The following is a 23,941-nucleotide window of genomic DNA, read 5'->3' on the forward strand; positions in this document are numbered from 1 at the left end:
CTCGAATCGAGCAAGATCTTGCCCAGATCGAGCAAAAAGTTGCCCGGAAGCAAGAAATGCACCGAGGAGACTGTGAACCATCACAAATGATGAAAAATCAGAAAATACCCCACTGCTACAAAGGGGTCGTTCGCAACAGTATGGTTCGCTATCCAGTACGTTGCGAACACGTTAAGTGATAGGAGCTGGCCCAAATGGGCGTTTTTTTGCTTTTGTTCTTACTGGGGAGGGAAACAGACTCCAGTACCACCCAAACCACAGTAGCCGTTGGGATTTTTAGCCAGATATTGCTGGTGGTAGTTCTCTGCGTAATAGTACTTACCCGCGGGCAGAATCTCAGTGGTGATCGATTGCACATCGTCACCCAGTAGAGCTTGGTAAGCCTGTTTGGAAGCACTGGCGGTTTGATACTGTTCGTCACTATATACATAAATAGCAGATCGGTATTGAGTGCCGAGGTCATTACCTTGACGCCTACCTTGAGTAGGATTGTGTTTTTCCCAAAAAGCATGCAACAGTTGTTCAAAAGAGATCACTTGAGTATCAAAGACAACACGAACGACTTCAGTATGTCCTGTCTGACCACTACATACTTCTTGATAAGTTGGATTCGGTGTGAAACCACCAGAATAGCCGACCGATGTGCTGACCACGCCATCGAGTTGCCAAAAAAGTCGTTCAGCTCCCCAAAAACAGCCCATACCAAATAGAACTTGTTCGCAACCTTGTGGAGGTTCAGCGGTCAAACTGGATTGATTGACGAAATGACTATCGTCGATGGTGAGTGGTGTGTTTCTGCCTGGCAGCGCTTCTTGCGCGGTAATCATAGTTTGTTTGTTGAGCATCGTGAGTTTCCTTGCTGTGTATTATGAGATAGACCGCCTAGTTGACTGTTTTCATACAGACTTATTTTTTTTCAGGCGTTATTATTGCCTAACGTTATGGAGATAGATAATTAAGCATGATCATCAAACCTTTACCAGTCCTAATCACCCTAGCTTCACTCACTTTTCCAGTATGGGCAAATCAAGTTGATCTCAAGATCAATGGTGTCGATGGTGTACTATTGGACAATGTAGAAGCTTATCTATCTTCGATTCCTGAACAAGACTATGAAGTCAGCCTTAGGTTTAAAGCACGTTTAGAGCGCAACTTCACTGAATCACTAAATGCACTGGGTTACTACCATCCTAGTTACGATTTTAAAGTCTCTGATGATCAAAAACTGGTGACCGTTAATATTGATCCTGGCCCAGTAACGACCATAGCGCAGTTGGATATCCAGATAGCAGGTGAAGCAGAGAATGATCCTGAGTTCCAAGCCTTGATTGAGAAAAGTGGTTTGCAGCAGGGGAGTGCTCTACAACACAATCATTATGACTCACTCAAAAGTTCGATTCGTAACCTTGCTTTGCAGAGAGGATATTTCGAAGGCGAGTTTACGCAGAGTCGTCTTGAAGTTGCCCCTAGCCTAAATCAGGCGTTTATCCGACTCGAGTTTAATAGTGGTATTCGCTACCATTTTGGCGCGAATAGCATTACTGGAAGCCAAATCGAAGATGATCGCGTTGAGTCAATTTCACCGTACAAGCAGGGAGAACCTTACTTGGTGGCTAAGGTGGGCGAGTACAATCAAAACCTGTCCAATACCGACTGGTTTTCGTCAGTATTTGTGGAACCAGACTTGACTCAATTAGGCGAGGCAAGAGAACTGCCAATGAAAGTCTCTCTCGCGCCTCAGGCGAGAAACCAGCTTGAAACGGGTCTTGGCTATTCGACGGATGTGGGTGTCCGTGGATCATTAAAATGGAAGAAACCCTGGGTAAACAGCCGAGGTCATAGCTTTGACAGTAGTTTTTCTCTTTCTGCGCCTGAGCAGACGATCACCGCCGGTTATCGCATTCCGTTAGACGACGTATTGAAAGAGTACTACCGAATTCAATATGGTATGAAAAACCTTGATAGCCGTGACACCAAAAGTCTGGAATCCAATCTTGCTTTGGAGAGACACTGGGTGTTGGATAATGGCTGGCATAGAACGCTCTACATAAGATATCTACTGGAGAACTATGAACAGGGCTTACAAGATGACAATGCGCAGTTCCTTTTACCTGGTATCTCCTTTTCACGTAGTCGAATTCGAGGTGGGGCTATGCCAATGTGGGGTGACCGACAGAGCTTAACCGTTGAGTATGGTGACCCTAGCATGTTGTCAGAGACGCGAGTGACGCGTTTGCTGGGCGCGATGACATGGATTCGTGGTGTAGGTGAAAACCACCGAGGCATTTTCCGTATTGATGGTGGTGCTAACTTTGCTGAAGAGTTTGAGAAACTATCGCCATCTCTACGTTTCTTTGCTGGTGGTGACAACAATTTACGTGGTTATGGCTACGAATCTATCTCGCCAAAAGATACCAGTGGCGCTTTGACAGGTGCTAAGTATTTAGCGACCAGCTCACTGGAGTATCAATACCGAGTTTATGGTAACTGGTGGGGAGCCGTCTTCTATGATGTAGGTGACGCATTTAATGACACGCCGGATCTAAAACGAGGAACGGGGGTTGGTATTCGTTGGGCTTCACCCGTCGGACCAATTAGACTCGATTTTGCCTGGGGCTTAGACGCGGCAAAAGGCGATGAATTCAAGATCCACTTTACCTTAGGACCTGAACTATGACCCATGTTGTAATTAAGTGGTCAAAATGGATATCACTGATTTTTGCCGCATTAATGGTAATGATTTTACTGGCATTGGGTGGATTACTTTTTACCAATACCGGATTGAATCTTGCTCTATGGGGGGCTGAGAAATTTGTTCCTCAGCTAACGGTTTCTTCGACTCAGGGAGCGCTATTCCCTCGCTTTACGTTACATGGCGTCGTATTCAAAGATGACGACTTGCAAGTAGACACAAAGATTACCTCGCTTACTTTGGCCGTAACGCCAACGTGTCTCACTGAACCGAGAGTGTGTATCGATGAGTTAGCCATTAAAGGTCTGAATTTTTCTATGCCGCAGTTGCCTCCTTCAACTCCCGAGACAGAAACTGCGCCAGAAACGGCAACAACAAACATTACGTCACCAGTTCCAATAAAAGTGAGTTGGCTTAAGCTTGAAGATATTAATCTCGATGTGCTTGGAAACCAGATCTCTTGGCGTTTATTTACGTCGAGCGCTTCTTTTCAGGGTAATCGCTTACGCATTAACAAGACCAAGTTTCTCGACCCATTAGTCAAGCTTGCCCCAAGCTCAGATGAAGAAAGTAAGAATCCCCAAGAGTCGCCAGCATCTCCGACGACGGAAGAGGCACAAGCGATCACTCTACCAGAAGTGAAATTGCCGCTTCAGGTTGAACTCGTACGTCTCGATGTTGAAAACTTCAAGCTTGATCAAGAGACGCCGATCATTGTCAACCATCTTGGCCTTGCTGCCAAAGCGAAAGGTTCACAGGTCGTTATCGATACTTTAGAACTCGACATGCCTCAAGTTGAGGCGCAATTAAAAACAGACATTAAACTGAGCGGTGACTATCCGTTGTCGCTTGCACTAGATGCAACCATTAAAGAAGAAATTGCTGCGGGACAAAAGATAGATTTAAAAGTGTCAGGTAGTGTCGCGGATTTAGGATTAGCGGCGAACTTAACGGGTTTGGCTCAAGCTCAGTTATCTGCTCAATTACAGCCGTTAGAACCGAATGTTCCTTTTGATATCTCGTTGCTAAAAGCTAAAGCACAATGGCCGCTGACTGGGAAAGGTGATTACTTTGTTTCTCTCGACGAGTTAAAGGCTAAAGGTTCATTAGATGGATACCAACTCTCTCTTGTCACCGATGTAAAAGGTAAAGATGTTCCTGATGTTGGGGTGTCATTGCAAGGTGAGGGGGATTTGTCTCATGTTAATCTGAGTAAAATCGATGTCGATACACTCGGAGGCTCCGTGTCTGGCGACATAATGGCTGATTGGAGCGCTCCTGTGAACTGGGCCGCTAACTTATCTCTCTCTCATATACAACCTGGACTGCAATGGTCTGAAGCGGAAGGTGATATAAGTGGTGTTATTTCAACAACAGGTGCACTTACTGAACAAGGTGGCTGGACGATTGAAGTACCTAAGCTCGACATTGACGGTATCTTGCGCGATTACCCTCTCAATATCGAAGGAGCGCTGAGCGCTAAAGATAGCAAGGGCAACGGTGAGTTAAGTTTGCGCACTACCGGACTCGTATTGTCACATGGTCCGAATAGCATTAAAGCAAAAGGTGAATTGGATAAAGAATGGCGTCTTGATCTGGCGATAAACTTTCCTGATTTGATCAAAACCGTTCCCGATTTGCAGGGTAAAGCCGTGGGAAATGTCTCATTGCGTGGTGTGTTGAAAGAGCCGAAAGTTGGCCTTGCGTTAAACGTTTCAGCTGTTGATTGGCAAAAGCAAGCTCAAGTAGCAAAGATTGAGCTCAAAGGCAGTGTAACACCACTTCCCACTCCGAGTGGTCAATTAGCGTTGAAAGTCACTCAAGCTAAATATCAAGACTATCGAGTTGATAATGTCAGCATGAATTTTTTGGGCACACAACAGCAGCATCAGTTGCAGCTTGATGTTATTTCGAATATTGCCTCAACCAGTTTTGCGCTCAATGGTGTTCTGGTGGATAAGCCTGATTTTGTATGGAACGGCACCCTAGAGCGTATGAATATCTCTTCACAACAGGGTGAATGGCGTCTAAACCAAGCCACCAAACTGGGCTTTGAGATGGCGACGCAGCAAGTTGCAGTCGCTGCTCATTGTTGGCTTCAGGCGGATTCTAGCTTGTGTCTCGATAAGGATATTAAGGTCGGTCAAAGCGGCGAAGCAGCGTTGAGCCTGACAAGCTTCAACTTCGAACAGATCAAGGCTTTGCTGCCCAAAGAAACGCTCATCAAAGGTGTCGCCAATGCAAATGTGTGGGCTAAATGGGCTCCGGATAGTGCTCCGCAGCTCAAAGCTTCCGTCGATTTAACTCAGGGACAGGTAACGCAACAACTCGAACAGCCAGTTCAGATCGGTTGGGAGAGTGTTAACCTGAATGCTAACTTAGTCGACAATAAGCTCGAAGCAGACTGGATGTTGGACATTAGCAACAATGGTGATATCTCAGGTAACGTTACGATTCCTAACGTTTTAGAGAAAGATAAGCAGTTAGATGGTCGCTTTAAATTGAGCACATTTAACCTAGATTTCTTGGCGCCGATAATTGGTGAGTACAGTAAGTTAGAATCCAATCTAAGTACGGATCTACAGATTAGCGGTCCAGCGTTACATCCCAAGGTGAATGGTCAGTTTGTTGTCGATGATATCTTGCTTCAAGGGGACATCTCACCGGTCGAAGTTGATTCAGGACGTGTAGCTATTAATTTTGCGGGTTATGACGCTTCATTGGCCGCGACCATCCATACCCCAGATGGGAATCTAGAAGTTTCCGGTGACGCGGATTGGAATGATCTGAAAGATTGGAACTCCAACATTCGAGTCTTTGCAGAGGAGCTATTGGTTAACGTTCCGCCAATGGTGAAGATCAAAGTGCAACCGGATATGACCATTTCTGCTTCGCCAAAGGTCGTCCGAGTAGATGGAGACATCGCATTACCTTGGGGACGAATTGTGGTTGAAGAGTTGCCGCCAAGTGCGGTCGGAGTGTCCAAAGATCAGGTTTTACTGAACGATGATCTAGAGCCGATGGAATCGGAAAGTAAAGTCCCATTTGCACTAGAAACCAATATCAATATTAAGATTGGCGATGATTTTAAGTTGTCTGCATTTGGTCTTGAAGGTGGTTTGGTTGGTAAGCTCAATATTGCACAAAAAGACAAAGGACCATTTGTAACGGGTGAAGTTAACATCACTAATGGTTCGTACCGTTCATTTGGTCAGGATCTGATTATCAATGAAGGTAAGATCTTAATGAATGGTCCTGTTGATCAACCGTATGTGCAGATTTCTGCTATTCGAAATCCGGACAACACGCAAGATGATGTGACGGCAGGTGTTAAGGTGACAGGACCAGCCAGCGAGCCGACAGTGACCATCTTCTCTGATCCTGCGATGCCACAGGCAAATGCACTATCCTATTTGCTCAGGGGGCAGGATATTGATGGTGAGGCCGGGGGGAATGCTATGACCACCACTTTGATTGGATTGAGCTTGGCCAAGAGTGGCCGTGTTGTTGGTGAGATCGGACAAGCGTTTGGTGTACAAGATCTCCAACTTGATACAGCAGGCTCTGGCGATGACTCGCAGGTAACGGTGAGCGGCTATATTTTACCTGGGCTACAGGTGAAATATGGCGTCGGTATTTTTGATTCAGTGGGTGAGTTTACTGTGCGATATCGATTAATGCAGGATCTCTACTTAGAAGCAATTTCCGGTGTAGATAGTGCAGTGGATGTACTGTATCAGTTTGAATTCAACTAAGAGCGAAGGAAGGCGATGCAACATCTCGTTTTTGTCTATGGAACCTTACGTCAGGGTGAGAGAAACCATTATCTATTAGAGGACTCTCAATACCTTGGCAAGCATACGACCCCTCCTATTTACAGTTTGTATGATCTTGGCTCGTATCCAGCCGTATCAGATGGACAGAGTGCGATTTTCGGCGAGGTCTATCTAATAGATGAGCACACTCTTGAGCAGTTGGACTCCATCGAAGATGTTCCGGTCATTTATCGACGGAAGCAGATAGAGACAACATTTGGTCTTGCTTGGGTCTATATCTATCAAGATATTAGCCAGTTAGATGTATTAATCGCCTCAGGAGACTGGTGCCAGAAAGTGTAGTAATTTGCTCCAGTCTATATCAAGTAGCGAGGAAACTGCCCACTAAAGGTAAAGGAGGGGAGCATGAGATACATGTTAACACTGGGGTTGTTGTTGCTGGCGGGATGCGCTTCTCAACCGACCCCACTCAGTAGCGTAGAGAGTGATTGGTTCAATTATGGACTCTCTCGCGGAGACAAGGGTTATATACAGCAATCTGAGAAGCAACTTGCCAAGCTAGATAGCGGCAGCTTTTTTAATCAGGCACTTTATGACGCCTACACCAAAGGTTATCAACAAGGGCGTCTTAATTACTGCGGGCAGAATGCTTATATGTTGGGCGTGCGAGGAAGACCTTATCACGGTGTTTGCGATCAGCTCGATCCCTTCTTTAGTCAAGATTATATGTCAGGTCGAAACTCCACTGCGGGGTCGATGTTCTAACCTAGAAAAAGAGCCGACAACTGTCGGCTCTTTTGTGTGCAAAGGTTAGTTTTCTTCGCGATTAAGCTCTAAAAACTCTTCGACCTTTTTCACCATGTTTTTCGACCCGACAAAGAAAGGGACGCGCTGGTGAAGCTCGGTAGGTTTGATGTCCATGATTCGGTTTACACCGTCAGAGGCAACACCGCCCGCTTGTTCAATGATATAAGCCATAGGGTTGCACTCGTACAATAGACGAAGTTTACCGTTTGGGTGGCTTTGCGTACTTGGGTAAAGGTAGATACCGCCCTTGAGTAAGTTACGGTGGAAGTCAGCAACGAGTGAGCCGATATAACGTGAAGTATATGGGCGATGTTCACTTGGGGCGTTTTCCTGACAGTACTTGATGTATTTCTTCACGCCAAGAGGGAAACGAATGTAGTTACCTTCGTTAATCGAGTAGATGCTGCCATCTTGTGGGATCATCATATTCTCGTGAGAAAGGCAGAACGTACCTAGCGATGGATCGTAGGTAAAGCCATTAACCCCGTTACCTGTTGTGTATACCAACATGGTTGAAGAACCATAGATAACATAACCTGCAGCAACTTGTTTGTGGCCTGGTTGAAGGAAATCTTCTTCTGTCGGTGGTGTGCCGATAGGGGACACACGACGGTAGATTGAGAAGATAGTACCAACAGAAACGTTAACGTCGATGTTGGAAGAACCATCTAGTGGGTCCATCAAAACAACGTACTTAGCATTTTTGTTGAGTTCTTTATTAAACGCTACCGCTTCATCTTCTTCTTCACTCGCGACACCGCACACTTGATCTCGAGCTTCAAGAGCGGCTTTAAATTTGTCGTTAGCATAAACATCTAGCTTTTGCTGGTCTTCGCCTTGAACATTCGCAGTGCCAACAGCACCAGTAATATCACCTAGGCCAGCTGCGTTAATTTCTCGGTTAACAATTTTGGCCGCAAGACGAATAGAAGAGAGTAGGGATGATAGATCACCGCTAGCGTGGGGGAAGTCCGCTTGCTTTTCAACAATGAACTCGCCAAGGGTGCGCATTCCAGACATGGTTTTTCCTTTAAAAAGTCGCTCAAAAATATGGGGGATGGACAGTGTCTATCTCTTACGGATCTTGAATCAGTGCCCGTGTTAATTCTAAAAGTAAGATCTTTTTATTGGTAATGAACTAACTGCTTGAGATCTCAATTTATTTGTCGACTCATCTTCGGCTTGCATTGATGACCACGCCAGTTTGTGTGGATGAAGAGTAATCAACTGAATGGGTTAACATCATTATTGGTGATCAAAGTAGTTCGCTTTTCAGTGCTTTGTCGCCATAATGAACAGATAATTTTTGCCTAGGACAAAGTCAGTTATGCACATTCATATCTTGGGAATATGTGGCACCTTCATGGGTGGCGCAGCGATACTCGCTCGTCAGCTTGGACACAAAGTGACAGGTAGTGACGCGAATGTTTATCCACCGATGAGTACGTTGCTGGAATCGCAAGGTATTGAAATCATAGAAGGCTTTGACCCATCTCAGCTTGACCCAGCACCGGATCTGGTTGTTATCGGTAATGCAATGAGTCGAGGTAATCCGTGCGTTGAGTACGTGCTAAACAGCCAAATTCGTTACACTTCTGGACCGCAATGGTTGCAAGAGTTTCTACTCCATGACCGTTGGGTGCTAGCGGTGTCGGGTACACATGGCAAGACAACGACTTCGAGCATGCTTGCTTGGATCTTAGAAGACTGTGGCTATCAGCCAGGATTTCTTGTTGGTGGCGTACTAGGAAACTTCGGTGTTTCAGCACGTTTAGGCGAAAGTGTCTTTTTTGTCGTCGAAGCAGATGAATACGACAGTGCTTTTTTTGACAAGCGTTCTAAGTTTGTACATTACCACCCACGCACTTTAGTGATGAACAATCTTGAGTTCGATCATGCGGATATCTTTGATGATTTAGAAGCGATTAAGCGACAATTCCATCACCTTGTTCGTACCGTTCCTGGAAATGGTCGTATTCTCGCGCCTAAGCAAGATGCTGATCTTGCAGATGTATTAGAACGCGGTTGCTGGAGTGAGACTGAATTTAGCGGTGAAGAGGGCGATTGGCAGGCTGAGAAGCTGATTGTAGATGGTTCTCAGTTTAAGGTGTTCTTCCAAGGCGAAGAAGTGGGTATTGTTCGATGGGACTTGGTTGGTGACCACAACGTCGATAATGCCTTGATGGCGATTGCAGCGGCGCGCCATGTCGGAGTGACACCAGATTTGGCCTGTGAGTCATTGGCTAAATTTATTAATACTAAGCGTCGTCTGGAACTGAAAGGTGAAGTGAACGGTGTGACCGTCTACGACGATTTTGCTCATCATCCTACCGCAATTGAACTTACCCTAGGTGGATTACGTAACAAGGTCGGCAAAGAGAAAATTATTGCGGTATTGGAACCGCGCAGCGCAACGATGAAACGTGGTGTTCATAAGGAAACCTTAGCGGCATCATTGGCAACCGCTGACGAAGTGTTTCTTTACCAGCCTGACAACATTGATTGGTCGGTGGAAGATGTAGCCAATCAGTGCCACCAACCTGCCCAAGTGAGCGCACAGATTGATGAACTTGTGGAGAAGATCGTGACGAGTGCGAAAGCGGGTGATCACATTCTTGTGATGAGCAATGGTGGCTTTGAAGGTATTCACACTAAGCTGGTGGATAAACTGGCTCAATAACGTAGTTTTAAAGAATGAACAAACAACATAAAGCCATCACTTTAGCTTTTACTGGAGCATCCGGTGCGCCTTACGGATTGCGGCTGTTAGAGTGCTTACTTGCTGCGGACTATCAAGTTTATCTGCTGATTTCGTCTGCCGCTCGTGTGGTTCTCGCTACCGAGCATGATCTGAAATTGCCCGCTCACCCTGAAGCCACACAGCAAGCGTTGGTTGACCATTTTAAATGTGCCCGAGAAAAACTGGTTGTCTGCGGCAAGGATGACTGGTTTTCTCCTGTTGCTTCGGGATCTGCGGCACCAAAACAGATGGTAGTGTGTCCTTGCTCAGCCGGTAGTGTAGCCGCGATTGCACATGGGATGTCGGATAATCTAATCGAGCGAGCAGCGGATGTGGTGATGAAGGAGCGTGGACAGCTTCTTTTGGTGGTGAGGGAGACTCCGTTTTCGACTCTTCATTTGGAAAACATGCTCAAATTGTCGCAGATGGGTGTCACGATTATGCCTGCGGCTCCAGGTTTTTATCATCAACCCAAGTCGATAGAAGATCTTGTCGATTTCATGGTCGCACGTATTTTAGATCATCTTGGCATTGAGCAGGGCTTAGTACCGCGTTGGGGATATGACCAACGTAGTTAAGAGTTCTTCTCATCAACTCTAGCTATTGAGTCACATAACTATTACAATTTGTCCGTTACTCATCGGGGAGCGATAGAGGCCATTTATATTGGACTCAGCTGAGATCGAGCTTTGCTCGGGACCCGTGTACCTGAACCAGATAATGCTGGCGTAGGAATTGAGTCTGGACATCCTTAACCACATTGTCCCTCAAGCCTGTGCCGCTCATACAAGGAGAGAGCGAGCAGTGAAAACCACTCTAAATACCATTTCAATCAGTACTCTGGCTGTTGTTAGCCTAACGTCCTTTTCTGCTCTTGCGGCAGACAAAACCTTGACTGTTTACACTTACGATTCCTTCGCCGCAGATTGGGGTCCAGGCCCTACGGTAGAAAAAGCATTTGAAGCACAGTGTGGCTGTGACGTTAATTTTGTCGCGTTAGATGATGGTGTATCGATACTAAATCGCTTACGTCTAGAAGGGGAAAACAGCAAAGCGGACATCGTTTTGGGGTTAGACAACAACTTAATGGCAGAAGCGAAGAAAACGGGTTTGCTTAGCCAACATAATGTCGATACCAGTGCTGTGACTCTGCCGAATGGCTGGGATGACAAGACCTTTGTTCCTTATGACTTTGGCTATTTTGCTTTTGTTTACAACAAGGAAAGATTGGCGAATCCACCTAAGAGCTTGAAAGAGTTGGTTGAATCTCGTGAAGATCTTAAAGTTATCTACCAAGACCCACGTACTTCAACGCCGGGACAAGGTTTAATGTTATGGATGAAGTCCGTCTACGGTGATGACGTTTCTCAGGCATGGCAAAAGTTAGCGAAAAAAACCGTTACCGTAACCAAAGGCTGGTCAGAAGCGTACTCGATGTTCCTTGAGGGTGAATCTGATTTGGTTCTTTCGTACACCACTTCACCTGCTTATCATTTGATTGCTGAGAACGACGCGAAATTTGCGGCAGCAGACTTCGCTGAAGGTCATTACACTCAAGTGGAAGTGGCAGCCAAAGTTAAGGGTTCAAAAAACGAACAGCTTGCTGATGAGTTTATGAATTTTATCCTCAGTGACGGTTTCCAATCGGCGATGCCAACGGGTAACTGGATGTATCCAGTAACGGGAGTTGCATTACCGAAAGGTTTTGAGACTCTGACAGTACCAAGCAAAGCTCTCGGTTTTAGTGCTGATGAAGTGGCGGATAATCGCAAGTCATGGATTCGTGAGTGGCAAAGCGCATTAACTTTCTAAGGTTGTCTTTTGCGTAACATTCCCAAAATAGGCATTTGGGTCGCGATATTTATCGCGGCCTTTGTTATTTCTGCCTTAGGTGCATTGCTGGTCAATGCGCCAACTCTCGATGTGAGTCATGTTTGGAGCGATCCTTACTATCGTCATGTTACCAAGTTCAGCTTCTACCAGTCATTCCTTTCGACTGTGATCAGTGTAGGTTTGGCGATTCCTGTGGCGCACGCGCTCTCGCGTCGACAGTTCCTAGGCAAAGCGTTATTACTCAAGCTGTTTGCGACCACGCTCGTTTTACCTGTGCTGGTTGGTGTTTTTGGGCTACTGGCTATTTATGGCAATAGTGGTTTAGTGGCTCAGTTATTTACCAGTTTAGACAGTAAACTCCCATTTTCGATTTATGGGTTGAATGGTATTTTGCTTGCCCATGTGTTCTTTAATCTTCCTTACGCAACCCGTCTGTTATTACAAGCTTTAGATTCGATTCCTCAGCAACAGCATAAGCTTTGTGCTCACCTCGGGATGGGGCACTGGGACAAATTTCGTTGGGTTGAATGGCCCCGTATTCGACAACAGCTCCCACATGTCAGTGGTTTGGTCTTTATGCTTTGCTTTACGAGTTTTGCAACAGTAATGGCATTAGGGGGAGGCCCAAAATCAACCACTATTGAGCTTGCCATTTATCAAGCGATTAAATTTGATTTTGACTTACAGGCCGGTGCTCTGCTGGCGATCTGGCAGATGATGTTGTGTGGTGTTATGGCTTTGGCTATTCAACGCTTAGCTAAACCTATGGCGGTGACGCCAGGTAGCCAGTCTAGATATGTCTATCTATGTAAAGACACTCGGGCATCTAAGTGTTGGGACTGGGGGTGGATATGTGCTGCGATGTTACTTGTTTTGCCTCCGTTACTGATGGTGGTGTTGAGTGGTCTCAATCAGCAGGCGCTAGAGATATTTAGCGATGGCCGTTTTTGGTTGGCGTTATGGGCATCGGTAAAAGTTGCAACGCTGGCTAGCTTTGTTGCGGTGATAGCGGGTGTCTCGATATTGATTACTAGCCGTAGGTTAAGGCTCAATAAACGGGAAAAGAGCGCGGATCATATAGAGTTGATCGGGACGATTATTCTTGTCACACCAGGGCTAGTGATTTCAACAGGTGTGTTTCTATTACTGCGCAGTTTTACCGATGTGTTTAGCCTTGCGTTCTTTGTTGTCGTAGCTGTAAATGCCTTGATGGGGCTGCCTTATGTGATAAAAACATTAGCTCAGCCGATGCTGCATATAGAACAGCAATACCAATATGTATGTGCCAGTCTAGGAATGAAAGGGTGGCAACGTTTTCGGGTTGTCGAATGGAAAGCGCTCAAGAAGCCGCTCGCCCATGCATTTGCAATTAGCTTTATGTTTGCCATCGGTGATCTAAGCGCGATTGCCTTGTTTGGTAGCCAAGAATTTCGCACACTACCACTGTATCTTTTCCAACTCCTTGGTAGCTATCAAATGGACGCTGCAGCGGTAGTCTCCTTAACGTTATTAATGCTCAGTGTCGGTTGTTTTGCTGTGATTGAGAAACTGCTTAAAGCGAATTCAAAGGTAAATTATGTTAGCGCTGACTAAAGTCGATTATTACTACCATGATGAGTTGTTTCATTTTGATGTGAGTGTCGCACAAGGTTCTGTTGTGGCTTTGATGGGGCCTAGTGGTGCTGGTAAATCGACACTGTTGGCCTTAGTTGCGGGTTTTATTGAGCCTAGTAGTGGGCGGATTGAGGTAAACGGCGTCAATCTTGTGGGGCAAGAACCTCATCAACGTCCTTTTGCTATGTTGTTTCAAGAACACAACTTATTTGCTCATTTAACAGTAAGGCAGAATATTGCATTGGGCTTACACCCTGGCTTGAAATTGACTGCCGAGCAGAATAAACAGGTGGAACAAGCGGCTAAGCAGGTTGGCGTTGAGGAGTACCTTGAGCGTCTACCGGAGCAACTCTCCGGTGGTCAACGTCAGCGTGTTGCGTTGGCTCGTAGCTTCGTCCAGCCTCATCCCATCTGGTTACTTGATGAACCTTTCTCAGCTCTCGATCCGATTCTACGTGAGGAAATGCTGGGACTGGTTAAAACCTTAGCAAGAGAGCGACAAATTACCGTATTGATGGTGACTCATCATATTAGTGATGCCAGAGCAATTGGTAGTGATTTTATCTATGTTGCTAATGGAAAAGTGGAAGTGACGGGCAAGATAACGGAGTTGTCGTCACAGCATCAAAATGTATCGTTGAGTGATTTTGTTAGAGCAGGGGAATAGCTCTAATAAAAAGGCCGATGGATGACATCGGCCTTTAGAGTGCGTTTAATTGCAGAGGCTAATTAGCTTGCCGCTTCATTTAATGCTTTTAACATTTGAAAAATTTCGCGAGATGCCTTTGGTGGTTTATTCGCTGATTTTTCCTTTGCTGCCTGACGCGCTAGCTGACGAAGACGCTGACGATCCGCATCGGGATATAGTTCTACGGCATCATTGATAGCAGCATCCCCTTTCTCGATGATACGGTCGCGCAACAGCTCAAGTTTGTGTAACTCTGCGGTTGCTTGAGAGTGTTTGTTTCGTACTTTATCCAGTGCAGCTTGCAGCGGCTCTGGATCTTCTAAACGCATCAGTCTACCAATGTACTGAAGCTGACGACGACGAGCTTCATTTTTGAAACGTTGCGCGTCTTTGATTGCGTCTGCAAGGTCTTCACTGAGTGGAAACTTTTCAAGCACCGAAGGTTTCAGGCTAACGAGTTCTTCACCCAGCTTTTGAAGCTCGTCCATATCGCGTTTCATTTCGGTTTTACTAACCCAAATGATCTCTTCTTCCTCTTCCCATGGCGCTTTTTGATTCTTACGTGCCATCTTTCTGCCTTATTTGAACATCTATTTCTCTATTTTAACAAGAATCGTGGGGAGAAAGCGAAATTCTTGTTATTCTAATGGCAATTGATTTTGAGAAATTAAGTAAATATGGACGTAAGACAGCAAGTTGCTCAACAAAGAGTTGAGTTAGAAGCAGCAGTGGCAAAAGCGCTGGAAATGGCAGCAGAGAAATCTGATGCTGCAGAAGTGGCCATAAGCAAGACGACGGGCTTAAGTGTATCGACTCGTATGTGCGAAGTGGAGAACGTTGAGTTTAATAGCGATGGTGCTCTAGGTATTACGGTATATCGCAATCAACGCAAAGGCAGTGCGTCAACATCTGACTTGAGCGAAAAGGCGATTCAACAGACCGTACTTGCTGCGCTTGATATTGCTCAGTACACATCGGAAGATCCGTATGCAGGGCCAGCGCCTAAAGAATTGATGGTTAAAGAAATCCCAGATCTTGACCTGTTCCACCCTGATACGCCTGATCCTGACGTTGCTGCGCAAATCGCGATTGCTGCTGAGCGACAGGCTTTGTCTTACAGCGATAAGATTAAACAGAGTGATGGTGCAAGCTATGACAGCCACTACGGCTTGAAAGTTTATGGTAACAGCCACGGCCTATTGGCGAGTTATGCATCTAGCCGACACAGTACGAGCTGTTGCGTGATTGGACAGGGGCGTAATGGCGAAATGGAACGTGATTACAGCTATACCGTCGCCCGCCATAAAGATGATTTATGGACGCCAGAAGTGGTTGGCCAGAAAGCGGCTGAGAAAACGGTCAGCCGTCTTGATGCGCAAAAAATGAAAACAGGTAAATACCCAGTTATGTTCGCTGCTGACGTTGCCACTGGATTGTTAGGGCATCTCGTGATGGCGATCAGTGGAGGCAATCTTTACCGTAAATCGTCATTCTTACTTGATCATCTTGGCAAACAGATTCTTCCTGAGTGGTTTAGTGTCTCGGAGCGCCCTCACGTTCTTCGAGGTCTTGCCTCGACGCCATTCGATAGTGAAGGGGTTTTCACTCAAGATCTTGAAATCATTACCGATGGTGTACTTGCAACATATCTTCTTACTAGTTACGCAGCACGTAAGATGAACATGACGCCAACAGGCCATGCTGGTGGCATCCATAACTGGTTTGTAAAATCGACAGGTCAGAACTTCGATCAAATGCTGAAAGAGCTAGGCACGGGGTTATTGGTCACCGAAGTAATGGGTCAAGGCGTGAATGTTGTCACTGGCGATTACTCTCGTGGTGCTGCGGGCTTCTGGGTTGAAAACGGTCAGATTCAATATCCGGTGTCTGAAATCACCATTGCGAGCAACTTGAAAGAGATGTTTAACCAGATTGTTGCGGTGGGCAATGATGTTGAAACTCGCTCCCAAATCCAGACTGGGTCAATCTTGCTTGAATCGATGAAAGTCGCGGGCGAATAAGGTAAACCTTTGAGCTTGAAGGGTTGGTATAGTGTGCCAACCCTTCAAGATTTCCTCGCTACTTTTCAAACAACTCCGCATGCAGTTTTTGAATGGCGAGACGTGATACGGATTCATTGACCAAGAAACATAAATTGTGCGGGCTTGCGCCGTAACAAATCATTCGTAAGTTCAAGTCCTCCAAAGTACCAAATACCTGCTTCGCGTAACCTTTACTTTCACTCATGTTATTACCGATCAGAGCGACGACACTAAGATTATGCTCAACCTCTACACTACAAAGCTCTTCCAGTTCAACACGCGCTGATTCGGGTAATTGTGGTGCGCCACCCGATGTTCCCGTTTGATCAAGAGTTAGAGAAACACTGATCTCTGATGTCGTGATGAGATCGACGGATACCTTATGCTTCGCCAGTATTTCGAATACTTTCGCCAAAAAGCCGTACGCGTGGAACATTTGGGCACTGCGCAGCGTGACCATGGTTTGGTTGTTGCGCAAAGCCAATGCACGGAATAGTGGTGAGCTTTCGACTTGATGACGTATCCAGGTGCCGCCCTTCTCTGGCTCTTTCGATGAACCGACGAAAACAGGGATATCGTGGCGCAAAGCGGGTACCAGTGTTGATGGGTGCAGGATCTTGGCACCAAAGTTCGCCATCTCTGAAGCTTCACTAAAGCTGATCTCTGGGATTGGCGATGCTTTTGGCGCGATTCGTGGATCAGTGGTGTAAATTCCTGGAACGTCTGTCCAGATTTCCAGCCCTGACGCCTCTACGGCCTCGGCAATCAATGCTGCACTGTAGTCACTGCCACCTCGGCCTAATGTCGTGGTGTTACCTTCGTCATCGGAACCGATAAAGCCTTGTGTGATCACAACAAAATCTTGGCATAGCGGAACCAGTAACTGTTTGGCTAAGGCGCTGATTTGTTCCAATACCGGTTCTGCTTTTCCAAAATGGTTGTCTGTACGAAGAACATCACGAATATCAAAACGAACCGCATTGATGCCGCGCTCTTTCATCAGTTGAGTGAGCAGATGTGTTGACATCAGCTCACCACAAGCCACGAGGTGATCGGTAAGTTTGTGGCTAGATTGAATCGATGCCGCTTCAGCCAAGCTAGTAATCGTATCGAGGATTGAATAAACCTCAGTCGCAGTCTGAGTTGCATCTTCTAGCTGGCTTAGAATGGCGTCGTGAATTTCAGCGAGTTCAACAAGAACTTGATTGCGTCGACTTTGGTCTTGAACGCCGTTGGCAAGTTCAACTAATAGGTTAGTCACACCAGAACATGCGCTGCTTACAACGAGTTTGGTGTTTGGATTGTTTTCGATAATTGCAGCACAGTGGCTCATCGCCTCAAAGTTAGCGACACTTGTCCCACCAAATTTAGCTACATTAAAACTGCTCACAGCATTTCTCCCAAGGCTTCCTGAAATAAAAAATTTTGGTAGCTATACCAACATCCAATGTTTTGCTTTGATGAAGAGATTCGAGCGAAAGAGAGGTCTATATTTGAATGATTTACCTCAGAAGCTCATCATCAGACAGGGCTGATGACAGTTGCAGGGATTCAACCCTAACAACCGATAGATTCAAACCGACAATTTGAATCCATCTCGGCACTGCTCCCCCTCAAAGCGTTGTTTTGGAGTTGTGGCTCCACAACACATCTACCTGGGCAGTGCTCCTCTTCTGCAAAATAATTTGCTATGTGGCATAAATATCCACCACATAATCTGCATTGAACGTGTTTCTGTGAGTTATGTCAATGACTATCTGTAACTTTATGGCATTTATAATTTAACAAACTTGTGACACTGGTTTGACCTCACGACTTTGGGCTAATTGTCGCAGAGCCAGAATTGGATTAAGGTGGTTTGATGAGTAAAGATAGAACGAAAAATATAATTCAAAAGGAGCTGCCAATGACGATTCAAAGTTTTATTCCTCCCCACCGTATTCTGATGGGACCAGGCCCTTCAGATATCTCACCACAAGTTTTACAAGCCTTGAGTCGTCCAACCGTTGGGCATTTAGATCCATTGTTTGTCGCGATGATGGACGAGCTTAAATCACTACTTAAATATGCGTTTCAGACGGAAAATGAGTTTACCATTGCCGTTTCTGCTCCGGGCAGTGCGGGAATGGAAGCCTGTTTTGTCAACTTAATCGAAGCTGGCGAGAAAGTGATTGTTTGTCGAAATGGTGTGTTTGGCGAACGTATGCGTGAAAACGTTATTCGTGCTGGTGGTGTAGCCGAAGTTGTCGATGATGAATGGGGGGCGCCTGTTTCTATCGATAAAGTCGAGCAGGCATTGAAAGCAAACCCTGATGCTAAGGTGCTAGCGTTTGTTCATGCTGAAACTTCCACAGGAGCATGCAGTGATGCACAAGCTTTAGGTAAGCTCGCTAAGCAATATGGCGTGCTAACTATTGTTGATGCCGTGACTTCCCTTGGTGGCGTGCCACTTAAAGTGGATGAATGGCAGCTTGATGCCGTGTATTCGGGAAGTCAGAAGTGTCTCTCATGTGTACCTGGATTGTCTCCCGTGACTTTTTCACCGGCTGCTATTGAGAAGATTCAGTCACGCACGACGCCAGTGCAAAGTTGGTTCCTTGATCAAAGCTTAGTGTTGGGCTATTGGAGCGGAGAAGGTAAACGCAGTTACCATCATACAGCGCCAGTAAATAGCTTATATGCACTTCATGAAGCATTGCTGATCCTGAAAAATGAAGGGTTGGAATCAGCATGGGCTCGTCACCGTGCTATGCACGAAAAGTTGAAACAAGGTTTGGAAAAACTTGGTTTCGAATTTGTCGTCGAGGAAAGCTCTCGCCTTCCTCAGCTCAACGCAATCTATGTTCCTCAAGGCATTGATGAAGCAAAAGTTCGTACCCACCTTCTAGACACCTACAATTTAGAGATTGGTGCAGGTCTGGGTGCTTTGGCTGGTAAAGCGTGGCGCATTGGTTTGATGGGCTATGGGGCTCGTGCTGAGAATGTAGCTCTGTGTTTACGAGCACTTGAAGAGGCTCTTACTCAGTAGCAGCCATCTTTATTTAAGGCGACCTCGGGTCGCCTTTTTTATTGCGGCTGGTTTGTTCGGTCTGCTTTTAGTGCGTCTATGTCTGGTGGAATATAGTGAACGTCGGAGAAATTTATGTCAGGGAACAAAAACTGAGCTTCGCTACGAATTTGCTCTGCTTTGATCGCTTCCCCTAAGCCCAAATATGCCAAGATCAGGTTGTTGTAAAAAGCAGGTCTAGGTTTATCTCGAATGATTTTCAGTGACCAGTCAACATAAGCTTGAATGAGTTCATCTTGCTGCGTCATCAAACCAATATTGAGAAACGTGCTGTAGATGTCCCAGTTATACCTGTCTTGCCACACCACTGGGTTAGACACCTGATTAAGAATATCGGGGTTCTTTGGTTGAGAACGCTCAAAACCAGTAAGGACATAATTGGTATGAAGAGTTGTGGTTAAGTAAAACCCAGACACGATGGGCATGACTAAACTTAAAACACGCAGCGTGCTTTGGGAGATGATACTCAACGAAGCTTGTCGATAATGACATGCGCGTTGATCAACCCAGTAGAGCAGAATGATGAATGCGATCCAGTGAATCGCCGAGTGATAAAAAGGGTATTCCAGCTGGCTGTGCAACACGATGGGCACGAATAGGGCAAACATAGCTAAACGAGTCCCTTTCTTTGCCTGATATAGGCGTGCCAGAACGAAGAGAGCAGCAAGAAGAATCGCAAGTAGCGGCAATAAGCCCCCCTCCACCCCCCAATACAAGAGTTCGTTATGTGGGTGAACCATTGAAGCTAACCCAGGTTTATAACTGAGATTGAGTTGATGCTGGCGGGCGGTGTAAACAAGATACTCAGGCTCGAATCGACCGTAGCCATAGCCAGTAAATGGCTTTTCAATCAGCATGTCCAAAGCTTGTGGAAAGGTATATTGTCTTGGGCTTTGCAGATGCATTTTTTCAAGAGCAATTGGTTCTTGTTCTGATGGGATCGTCAAACAACTAAATCCTAGACCTACCCCCAATAAAATGGATACAGTCCAACCTATAAATCGCTTTTTAGTTGCAAAACGATAAACATAAGGAAGAACCAGCAGCGTTGATAAAAGCGCGGCTAGCCATCCTGTTCGTGAACCGAGCACGATAAGCAGTGGCACGCAAAGTAGCGGCATGAGATAGAGTAACGTTACTTCGCTAATGTGGCGTTGGTATTTGGTTGGCTGGCGAGTGAGTAAATAGCCAGAAAGAGCTAAGCCTGTAGCAAGGAAGCTCGCCATCACATTGGGTTGCTGAAAAATCCCATATGGACGATTTATTTCAGTGTCATAGCCGAAAATATTGCCCGGTTGTAGCAGAAAAAATTGAGCCCAACCGAATAGGGATTCAATAAAAACAGCAATCGTAATAAACCAGAGTAAACGTTGTTTCTGCTTATTACTGAATCGAAACTGTTGCAGGACAAAAAAGAGTAAGAAACCAGCCCAAAGCCCCGCTAACCTAATGGCGACGAGAGCGGGCTTAGACCCTGCATAAAAGATGGGCACAGTCATCATTACACAGCAAATAAATAATCCAATAGTGAGCTTGTTGTATCTTAGGTAGCCCGTAGTGCCTAATTGGTATAAACCGATAGCGAGTGAAACACTGATTGCCAGCCAAGTTGTTGCGTTGAAGGACAAGGCGAGGCCTGAACCACCAGGATTCGGCATAAAAAAATGCATAGCTACGAGAAATACAAATCCTAGTGATACTAGGAAAGGCTTGATTAATGGGAGTTTAGGTGCCTTGATCTCAAGTTCTGTCCCTGTTACGTGTACCGTCGCCATAAATCATAACACCTCAAATAATAGACCAGTGATGCAAGGTCACTGGTCTATCAATCTCACAATTAGTGGTTATTTTAACATAGGTTTTAGGAATCTAGCAGTATGAGAGCCTTCGACAAGTGCCACATCTTCTGGTGTCCCTGTAGCGATAATTTCACCACCCCCTTGACCACCTTCAGGACCGAGGTCGACAATCCAGTCGGCGGTCTTGATGACATCTAGGTTGTGTTCGATGACAACCACAGTATTGCCATGGTCACGTAAACGGTGCAATACATTCAGCAGTTGCTGAATATCATGGAAATGAAGGCCTGTCGTTGGCTCATCGAGAATGTAGAGCGTTTTCCCGGTATCTCGCTTCGAGAGTTCACGCGCCAGTTTGACTCGCTGAGCTTCGCCGCCAGATAAAGTCGTGGCAGCTTGCCCTAAACGGATGTAGGAGAGTCCCACATCCATCAAGGTTTGCAGCTTACGGGCGATAACAGGAACAGGGTCGAAGAACTGGCGAGCATCCTCAACCGTCATCTCTAGCGCTTCATCAATGGTTTTTCCTTTATAGCGCACTTCTAAGGTTTCTCGGTTATAACGTTTCCCTTTGCACACATCACATGGAACATAGACATCTGGAAGGAAGTGCATTTCAACTTTAATTACCCCATCTCCCTGACAGGCTTCGCAGCGACCTCCTCGCACGTTAAAGCTGAAGCGTCCTGGTTTATAACCACGAGCACGTGATTCCTGAGTACCAGCGAATAGCTCACGTATTGGCGTAAAAATCCCAGTGTAAGTCGCTGGATTTGAACGAGGAGTTCGTCCGATAGGGCTTTGGTCAATATCAATCACCTTATCAAAATGCTCTAACCCTTTTATTTTTTTGTAGGGAGCAGGGGTTGCAGTCGTAGCTCCATTGAGTTGCGTATGAGCAATTTTAAAGAAGGTGTCGTTAATCAGGGTAGATTTACCTGACCCCGAAACCCCAGTGATACAGCTAAATAGACCCACCGGAATTTCTAGAGAAACGTCTTTCAGATTGTTACCCGATGCACCAATCAACTCGACAACTTTTTTCGGGTCTATTGGGGTACGAGTTTGAGGTAGCGCAATCTGTTTTGCGCCACTAAGGTATTGACCTGTTAAAGAGTCTGGGTTGGCAAGAATTTGCTCCATGGTACCTTCTGCCACCACGTTACCACCATGAACGCCAGCCCCTGGACCTATGTCTATGACGTGGTCAGCCATGCGGATAGCATCTTCGTCATGCTCGACAACTAATACGGTATTTCCTAGGTCACGCAGATGTGTGAGCGTTTTAAGCAGGCGTTCATTATCTCGCTGATGTAGACCAATCGAAGGTTCATCAAGAACATACATGACACCCACAAGCCCAGCGCCAATTTGGCTAGCGAGTCGAATACGCTGTGCTTCTCCCCCAGAAAGTGTTTCCGCACTGCGGGATAAGTTGAGGTAATTCAGTCCGACATTCACAAGGAATTGCAGACGGTCGTTAATCTCTTTCATTACCTTATCGGCGATTTGTGCTCTTTGTCCGGACAGGGTTAGACCTGCGAAGAACTCTAATGCTTCAGCGATACTTAACTCAACGATTTCAGGAAGGGTGGTATCACCAATAAAGACATTGCGAGCTTCCAGTCTTAGGCGGCTGCCATCACAACTTGAACATGTTTTTGTCGAAATGTATTTCGCCAGATCTTCACGGACTGCATTCGATTCAGTATCACGATAGCGACGTTCAAGGGTATTGAGAATGCCCTCAAACGGATGACGTTTCACGCGAATATCACCACGATCATTGATGTACTTAAATTCGACTTCAGTTCGACCTGAGCCAGTTAAAATAATGTCCCGGGTCTTTTTCGGCAGAGAATTAAATGGTGCGTGCAGATCGAACCCATAGTGATCTGCAAGTGATGAAAGCATCTGGAAGTAATAGTAGTTTTTCTGATCCCAACCACGAATAGCGCCCTGAGCCAAACTTAGTGAATCATCAACAATGACTCGAGCTGGGTCGAAATATTGCTGTACACCTAAACCATCACAGGTACCACACGCACCAGCTGGGTTATTGAATGAGAACAAGCGTGGTTCAAGCTCTTGCATGCTATAGCCACAATGTGGGCAGGCAAAGTTAGCCGAAAAGACAATTTCCTCACCGTCTCCATCCATTGAAGTAACCACGGCAATGCCGCCAGAGAGTTCAAGGGTAGTTTCGAACGATTCAGCCAGTCGTTGCTGAATATCATCACGGACTTTAAAGCGGTCTACGACGACTTCAATGGTGTGTTTTTTATGCAGTTCAAGAGTCGGAGGATCGGAAAGATCACAGGTCTCTCCATCGATACGAGCTCTGATAAAACCTTGTGCCGCCAAATTCTCCAGCGTCTTGACGTGTTCGCCTTTACGCTCTTTGACGATAGGAGCGAGTAGCATCATTTTTGAGCCAGTAGGAAGTTCTAAAACCTTGTCCACCATCTGAGAGACGGTCTGTGCCGTTAGAGGCGTTTTATGCTCTGGGCAGCGAGGTTCACCTACTCGCGCGTAAAGGAGTCTGAGGTAATCATAGACTTCCGTAATCGTACCTACGGTAGAGCGAGGGTTATGTGACGTTGATTTTTGCTCAATCGATATCGCAGGTGATAGCCCTTCGATGTGGTCGACATCGGGCTTTTCCATCAGGGATAAGAACTGACGAGCGTATGCAGAGAGTGACTCGACATATCGACGTTGACCTTCGGCATAGAGTGTATCGAAAGCTAAAGATGACTTACCGGAACCAGATAGACCAGTAATCACAATCAACTTGTCACGTGGAATCGTTAGGTTAATGTTTTTTAGGTTATGGGTGCGGGCACCACGGATTTCAATCTGATCCATCTTGATTACTCTATG

Annotated in this window: 17 protein-coding genes and 2 riboswitches; of the genes, 11 read left to right on the plus strand and 6 right to left on the minus strand. The window is 45.9% G+C overall.

Annotated elements, in window-relative coordinates; genetic code table 11:
• Positions 1-218: 218 nt before the first annotated feature.
• Positions 219-845, minus strand: coding sequence for a peptide-methionine (S)-S-oxide reductase MsrA (msrA, locus tag ACQEXR_RS09015; protein ID WP_427020155.1), 627 nt, complete (start codon positions 843-845; stop codon positions 219-221).
• 116 nt (positions 846-961) lie between these two features.
• Between msrA and tamA the strand changes: the two genes are divergently transcribed.
• The 4 genes from tamA (at position 962) to ACQEXR_RS09035 (ending at position 7,233) form a co-directional block, all read left to right on the plus strand.
• Positions 962-2,677 carry an autotransporter assembly complex protein TamA gene (gene tamA / locus ACQEXR_RS09020; protein WP_427020156.1) on the plus strand — a complete coding sequence of 572 codons (1,716 nt, stop codon included), beginning with the start codon at positions 962-964 and terminating at the stop codon, positions 2,675-2,677.
• Positions 2,674-6,447, plus strand: a complete 3,774-nt coding sequence (gene tamB, locus ACQEXR_RS09025) for an autotransporter assembly complex protein TamB (protein WP_427020157.1) — start codon at positions 2,674-2,676, stop codon at positions 6,445-6,447. Before tamA ends, tamB begins: the two co-directional genes overlap by 4 nt.
• 15 nt (positions 6,448-6,462) lie before the next feature.
• Entirely contained in the window at positions 6,463-6,810 is a 348-nt protein-coding gene (locus ACQEXR_RS09030) for a gamma-glutamylcyclotransferase family protein (protein ID WP_427020158.1), read from the plus strand.
• A gap of 63 nt (positions 6,811-6,873) precedes the next feature.
• Positions 6,874-7,233: a DUF2799 domain-containing protein gene (locus ACQEXR_RS09035; protein ID WP_426951996.1), complete on the plus strand. Its 360-nt coding sequence runs from the start codon at positions 6,874-6,876 to the stop codon at positions 7,231-7,233.
• 45 nt (positions 7,234-7,278) lie between these two features.
• Here ACQEXR_RS09035 and fbp read toward each other — a convergent pair whose 3' ends face one another.
• Positions 7,279-8,295 (minus strand): class 1 fructose-bisphosphatase, encoded by a 1,017-nt coding sequence (fbp, locus tag ACQEXR_RS09040; protein WP_138973855.1) that lies wholly within the window; start codon positions 8,293-8,295, stop codon positions 7,279-7,281.
• Between the two features lie 307 nt (positions 8,296-8,602).
• On the opposite strand from fbp, the gene mpl reads away from it, so the two are divergent.
• The 5 genes from mpl (at position 8,603) to thiQ (ending at position 14,129) form a co-directional block, all read left to right on the plus strand.
• Complete coding sequence (gene mpl, locus ACQEXR_RS09045) at positions 8,603-9,955, plus strand: UDP-N-acetylmuramate:L-alanyl-gamma-D-glutamyl-meso-diaminopimelate ligase (RefSeq protein ID WP_138973854.1); 1,353 nt, start codon at positions 8,603-8,605, stop codon at positions 9,953-9,955.
• A 14-nt stretch (positions 9,956-9,969) separates the two neighbouring features.
• Complete coding sequence (locus ACQEXR_RS09050; RefSeq protein ID WP_427020159.1) at positions 9,970-10,593, plus strand: flavin prenyltransferase UbiX; 624 nt, start codon at positions 9,970-9,972, stop codon at positions 10,591-10,593.
• Between the two features lie 53 nt (positions 10,594-10,646).
• Positions 10,647-10,767, plus strand: a riboswitch (TPP riboswitch).
• Between the two features lie 52 nt (positions 10,768-10,819).
• Positions 10,820-11,827, plus strand: a complete 1,008-nt coding sequence (thiB, locus tag ACQEXR_RS09055) for a thiamine ABC transporter substrate binding subunit (protein ID WP_138973852.1) — start codon at positions 10,820-10,822, stop codon at positions 11,825-11,827.
• 9 nt (positions 11,828-11,836) lie between these two features.
• Positions 11,837-13,441: a thiamine/thiamine pyrophosphate ABC transporter permease ThiP gene (gene thiP, locus ACQEXR_RS09060; protein WP_426951990.1), complete on the plus strand. Its 1,605-nt coding sequence runs from the start codon at positions 11,837-11,839 to the stop codon at positions 13,439-13,441.
• On the plus strand, positions 13,425-14,129 hold the full coding sequence (thiQ, locus tag ACQEXR_RS09065) for a thiamine ABC transporter ATP-binding protein (RefSeq protein ID WP_427020160.1): 705 nt from the start codon (positions 13,425-13,427) through the stop codon (positions 14,127-14,129). The genes thiP and thiQ overlap by 17 nt, the downstream gene beginning before the upstream one ends.
• A 62-nt stretch (positions 14,130-14,191) precedes the next feature.
• Here the strand turns inward: thiQ and yjgA are convergent, their stop codons facing one another.
• Positions 14,192-14,719: a ribosome biogenesis factor YjgA gene (yjgA, locus tag ACQEXR_RS09070; protein ID WP_138973849.1), complete on the minus strand. Its 528-nt coding sequence runs from the start codon at positions 14,717-14,719 to the stop codon at positions 14,192-14,194.
• A 108-nt stretch (positions 14,720-14,827) separates the two neighbouring features.
• Between yjgA and pmbA the strand changes: the two genes are divergently transcribed.
• Positions 14,828-16,171 (plus strand): metalloprotease PmbA, encoded by a 1,344-nt coding sequence (pmbA, locus tag ACQEXR_RS09075; protein ID WP_426951986.1) that lies wholly within the window; start codon positions 14,828-14,830, stop codon positions 16,169-16,171.
• Between the two features lie 58 nt (positions 16,172-16,229).
• On the opposite strand, the gene lysC is transcribed toward pmbA, so the two are convergent.
• Positions 16,230-17,582, minus strand: coding sequence for a lysine-sensitive aspartokinase 3 (gene lysC, locus ACQEXR_RS09080; protein ID WP_426951985.1), 1,353 nt, complete (start codon positions 17,580-17,582; stop codon positions 16,230-16,232).
• Between the two features lie 113 nt (positions 17,583-17,695).
• A riboswitch (Lysine riboswitch) is annotated at positions 17,696-17,873 on the minus strand.
• Between the two features lie 225 nt (positions 17,874-18,098).
• Here lysC and ACQEXR_RS09085 point away from each other — a divergent pair.
• On the plus strand, positions 18,099-19,220 hold the full coding sequence (locus ACQEXR_RS09085; RefSeq protein ID WP_427020161.1) for a pyridoxal-phosphate-dependent aminotransferase family protein: 1,122 nt from the start codon (positions 18,099-18,101) through the stop codon (positions 19,218-19,220).
• 38 nt (positions 19,221-19,258) lie between these two features.
• Here ACQEXR_RS09085 and ACQEXR_RS09090 read toward each other — a convergent pair whose 3' ends face one another.
• Both ACQEXR_RS09090 and uvrA read right to left on the minus strand, forming a co-directional pair.
• Positions 19,259-21,034, minus strand: a complete 1,776-nt coding sequence (locus ACQEXR_RS09090; RefSeq protein ID WP_427020162.1) for a PglL family O-oligosaccharyltransferase — start codon at positions 21,032-21,034, stop codon at positions 19,259-19,261.
• Positions 21,035-21,103: 69 nt separating this feature from the next.
• Positions 21,104-23,926, minus strand: a complete 2,823-nt coding sequence (uvrA, locus tag ACQEXR_RS09095; protein ID WP_427020163.1) for an excinuclease ABC subunit UvrA — start codon at positions 23,924-23,926, stop codon at positions 21,104-21,106.
• Between the last annotated feature and the right edge of the window lie 15 nt (positions 23,927-23,941).

The sequence above is a fragment of the Vibrio sp. TRT 2004 genome (assembly GCF_050113735.1).
In the GTDB taxonomy this organism is placed as follows: Bacteria; Pseudomonadota; Gammaproteobacteria; order Enterobacterales; family Vibrionaceae; genus Vibrio.

Bases quoted from the DNA above. Each gene is read 5' to 3' on its own strand.
- msrA (WP_427020155.1), bottom strand. From the start codon at position 845: ATGCTCAACAAACAAACTATGATTACCGCGCAAGAAGCGCTGCCAGGC.
- tamA (WP_427020156.1), top strand. From the start codon at position 962: ATGATCATCAAACCTTTACCAGTCCTAATCACCCTAGCTTCACTCACT.
- tamB (WP_427020157.1), top strand. From the start codon at position 2,674: ATGACCCATGTTGTAATTAAGTGGTCAAAATGGATATCACTGATTTTT.
- ACQEXR_RS09030 (WP_427020158.1), top strand. From the start codon at position 6,463: ATGCAACATCTCGTTTTTGTCTATGGAACCTTACGTCAGGGTGAGAGA.
- ACQEXR_RS09035 (WP_426951996.1), top strand. From the start codon at position 6,874: ATGAGATACATGTTAACACTGGGGTTGTTGTTGCTGGCGGGATGCGCT.
- fbp (WP_138973855.1), bottom strand. From the start codon at position 8,295: ATGTCTGGAATGCGCACCCTTGGCGAGTTCATTGTTGAAAAGCAAGCG.
- mpl (WP_138973854.1), top strand. From the start codon at position 8,603: ATGCACATTCATATCTTGGGAATATGTGGCACCTTCATGGGTGGCGCA.
- ACQEXR_RS09050 (WP_427020159.1), top strand. From the start codon at position 9,970: ATGAACAAACAACATAAAGCCATCACTTTAGCTTTTACTGGAGCATCC.
- thiQ (WP_427020160.1), top strand. From the start codon at position 13,425: ATGTTAGCGCTGACTAAAGTCGATTATTACTACCATGATGAGTTGTTT.
- yjgA (WP_138973849.1), bottom strand. From the start codon at position 14,719: ATGGCACGTAAGAATCAAAAAGCGCCATGGGAAGAGGAAGAAGAGATC.
- pmbA (WP_426951986.1), top strand. From the start codon at position 14,828: ATGGACGTAAGACAGCAAGTTGCTCAACAAAGAGTTGAGTTAGAAGCA.
- ACQEXR_RS09085 (WP_427020161.1), top strand. From the start codon at position 18,099: ATGACGATTCAAAGTTTTATTCCTCCCCACCGTATTCTGATGGGACCA.
- ACQEXR_RS09090 (WP_427020162.1), bottom strand. From the start codon at position 21,034: ATGGCGACGGTACACGTAACAGGGACAGAACTTGAGATCAAGGCACCT.
- uvrA (WP_427020163.1), bottom strand. From the start codon at position 23,926: ATGGATCAGATTGAAATCCGTGGTGCCCGCACCCATAACCTAAAAAAC.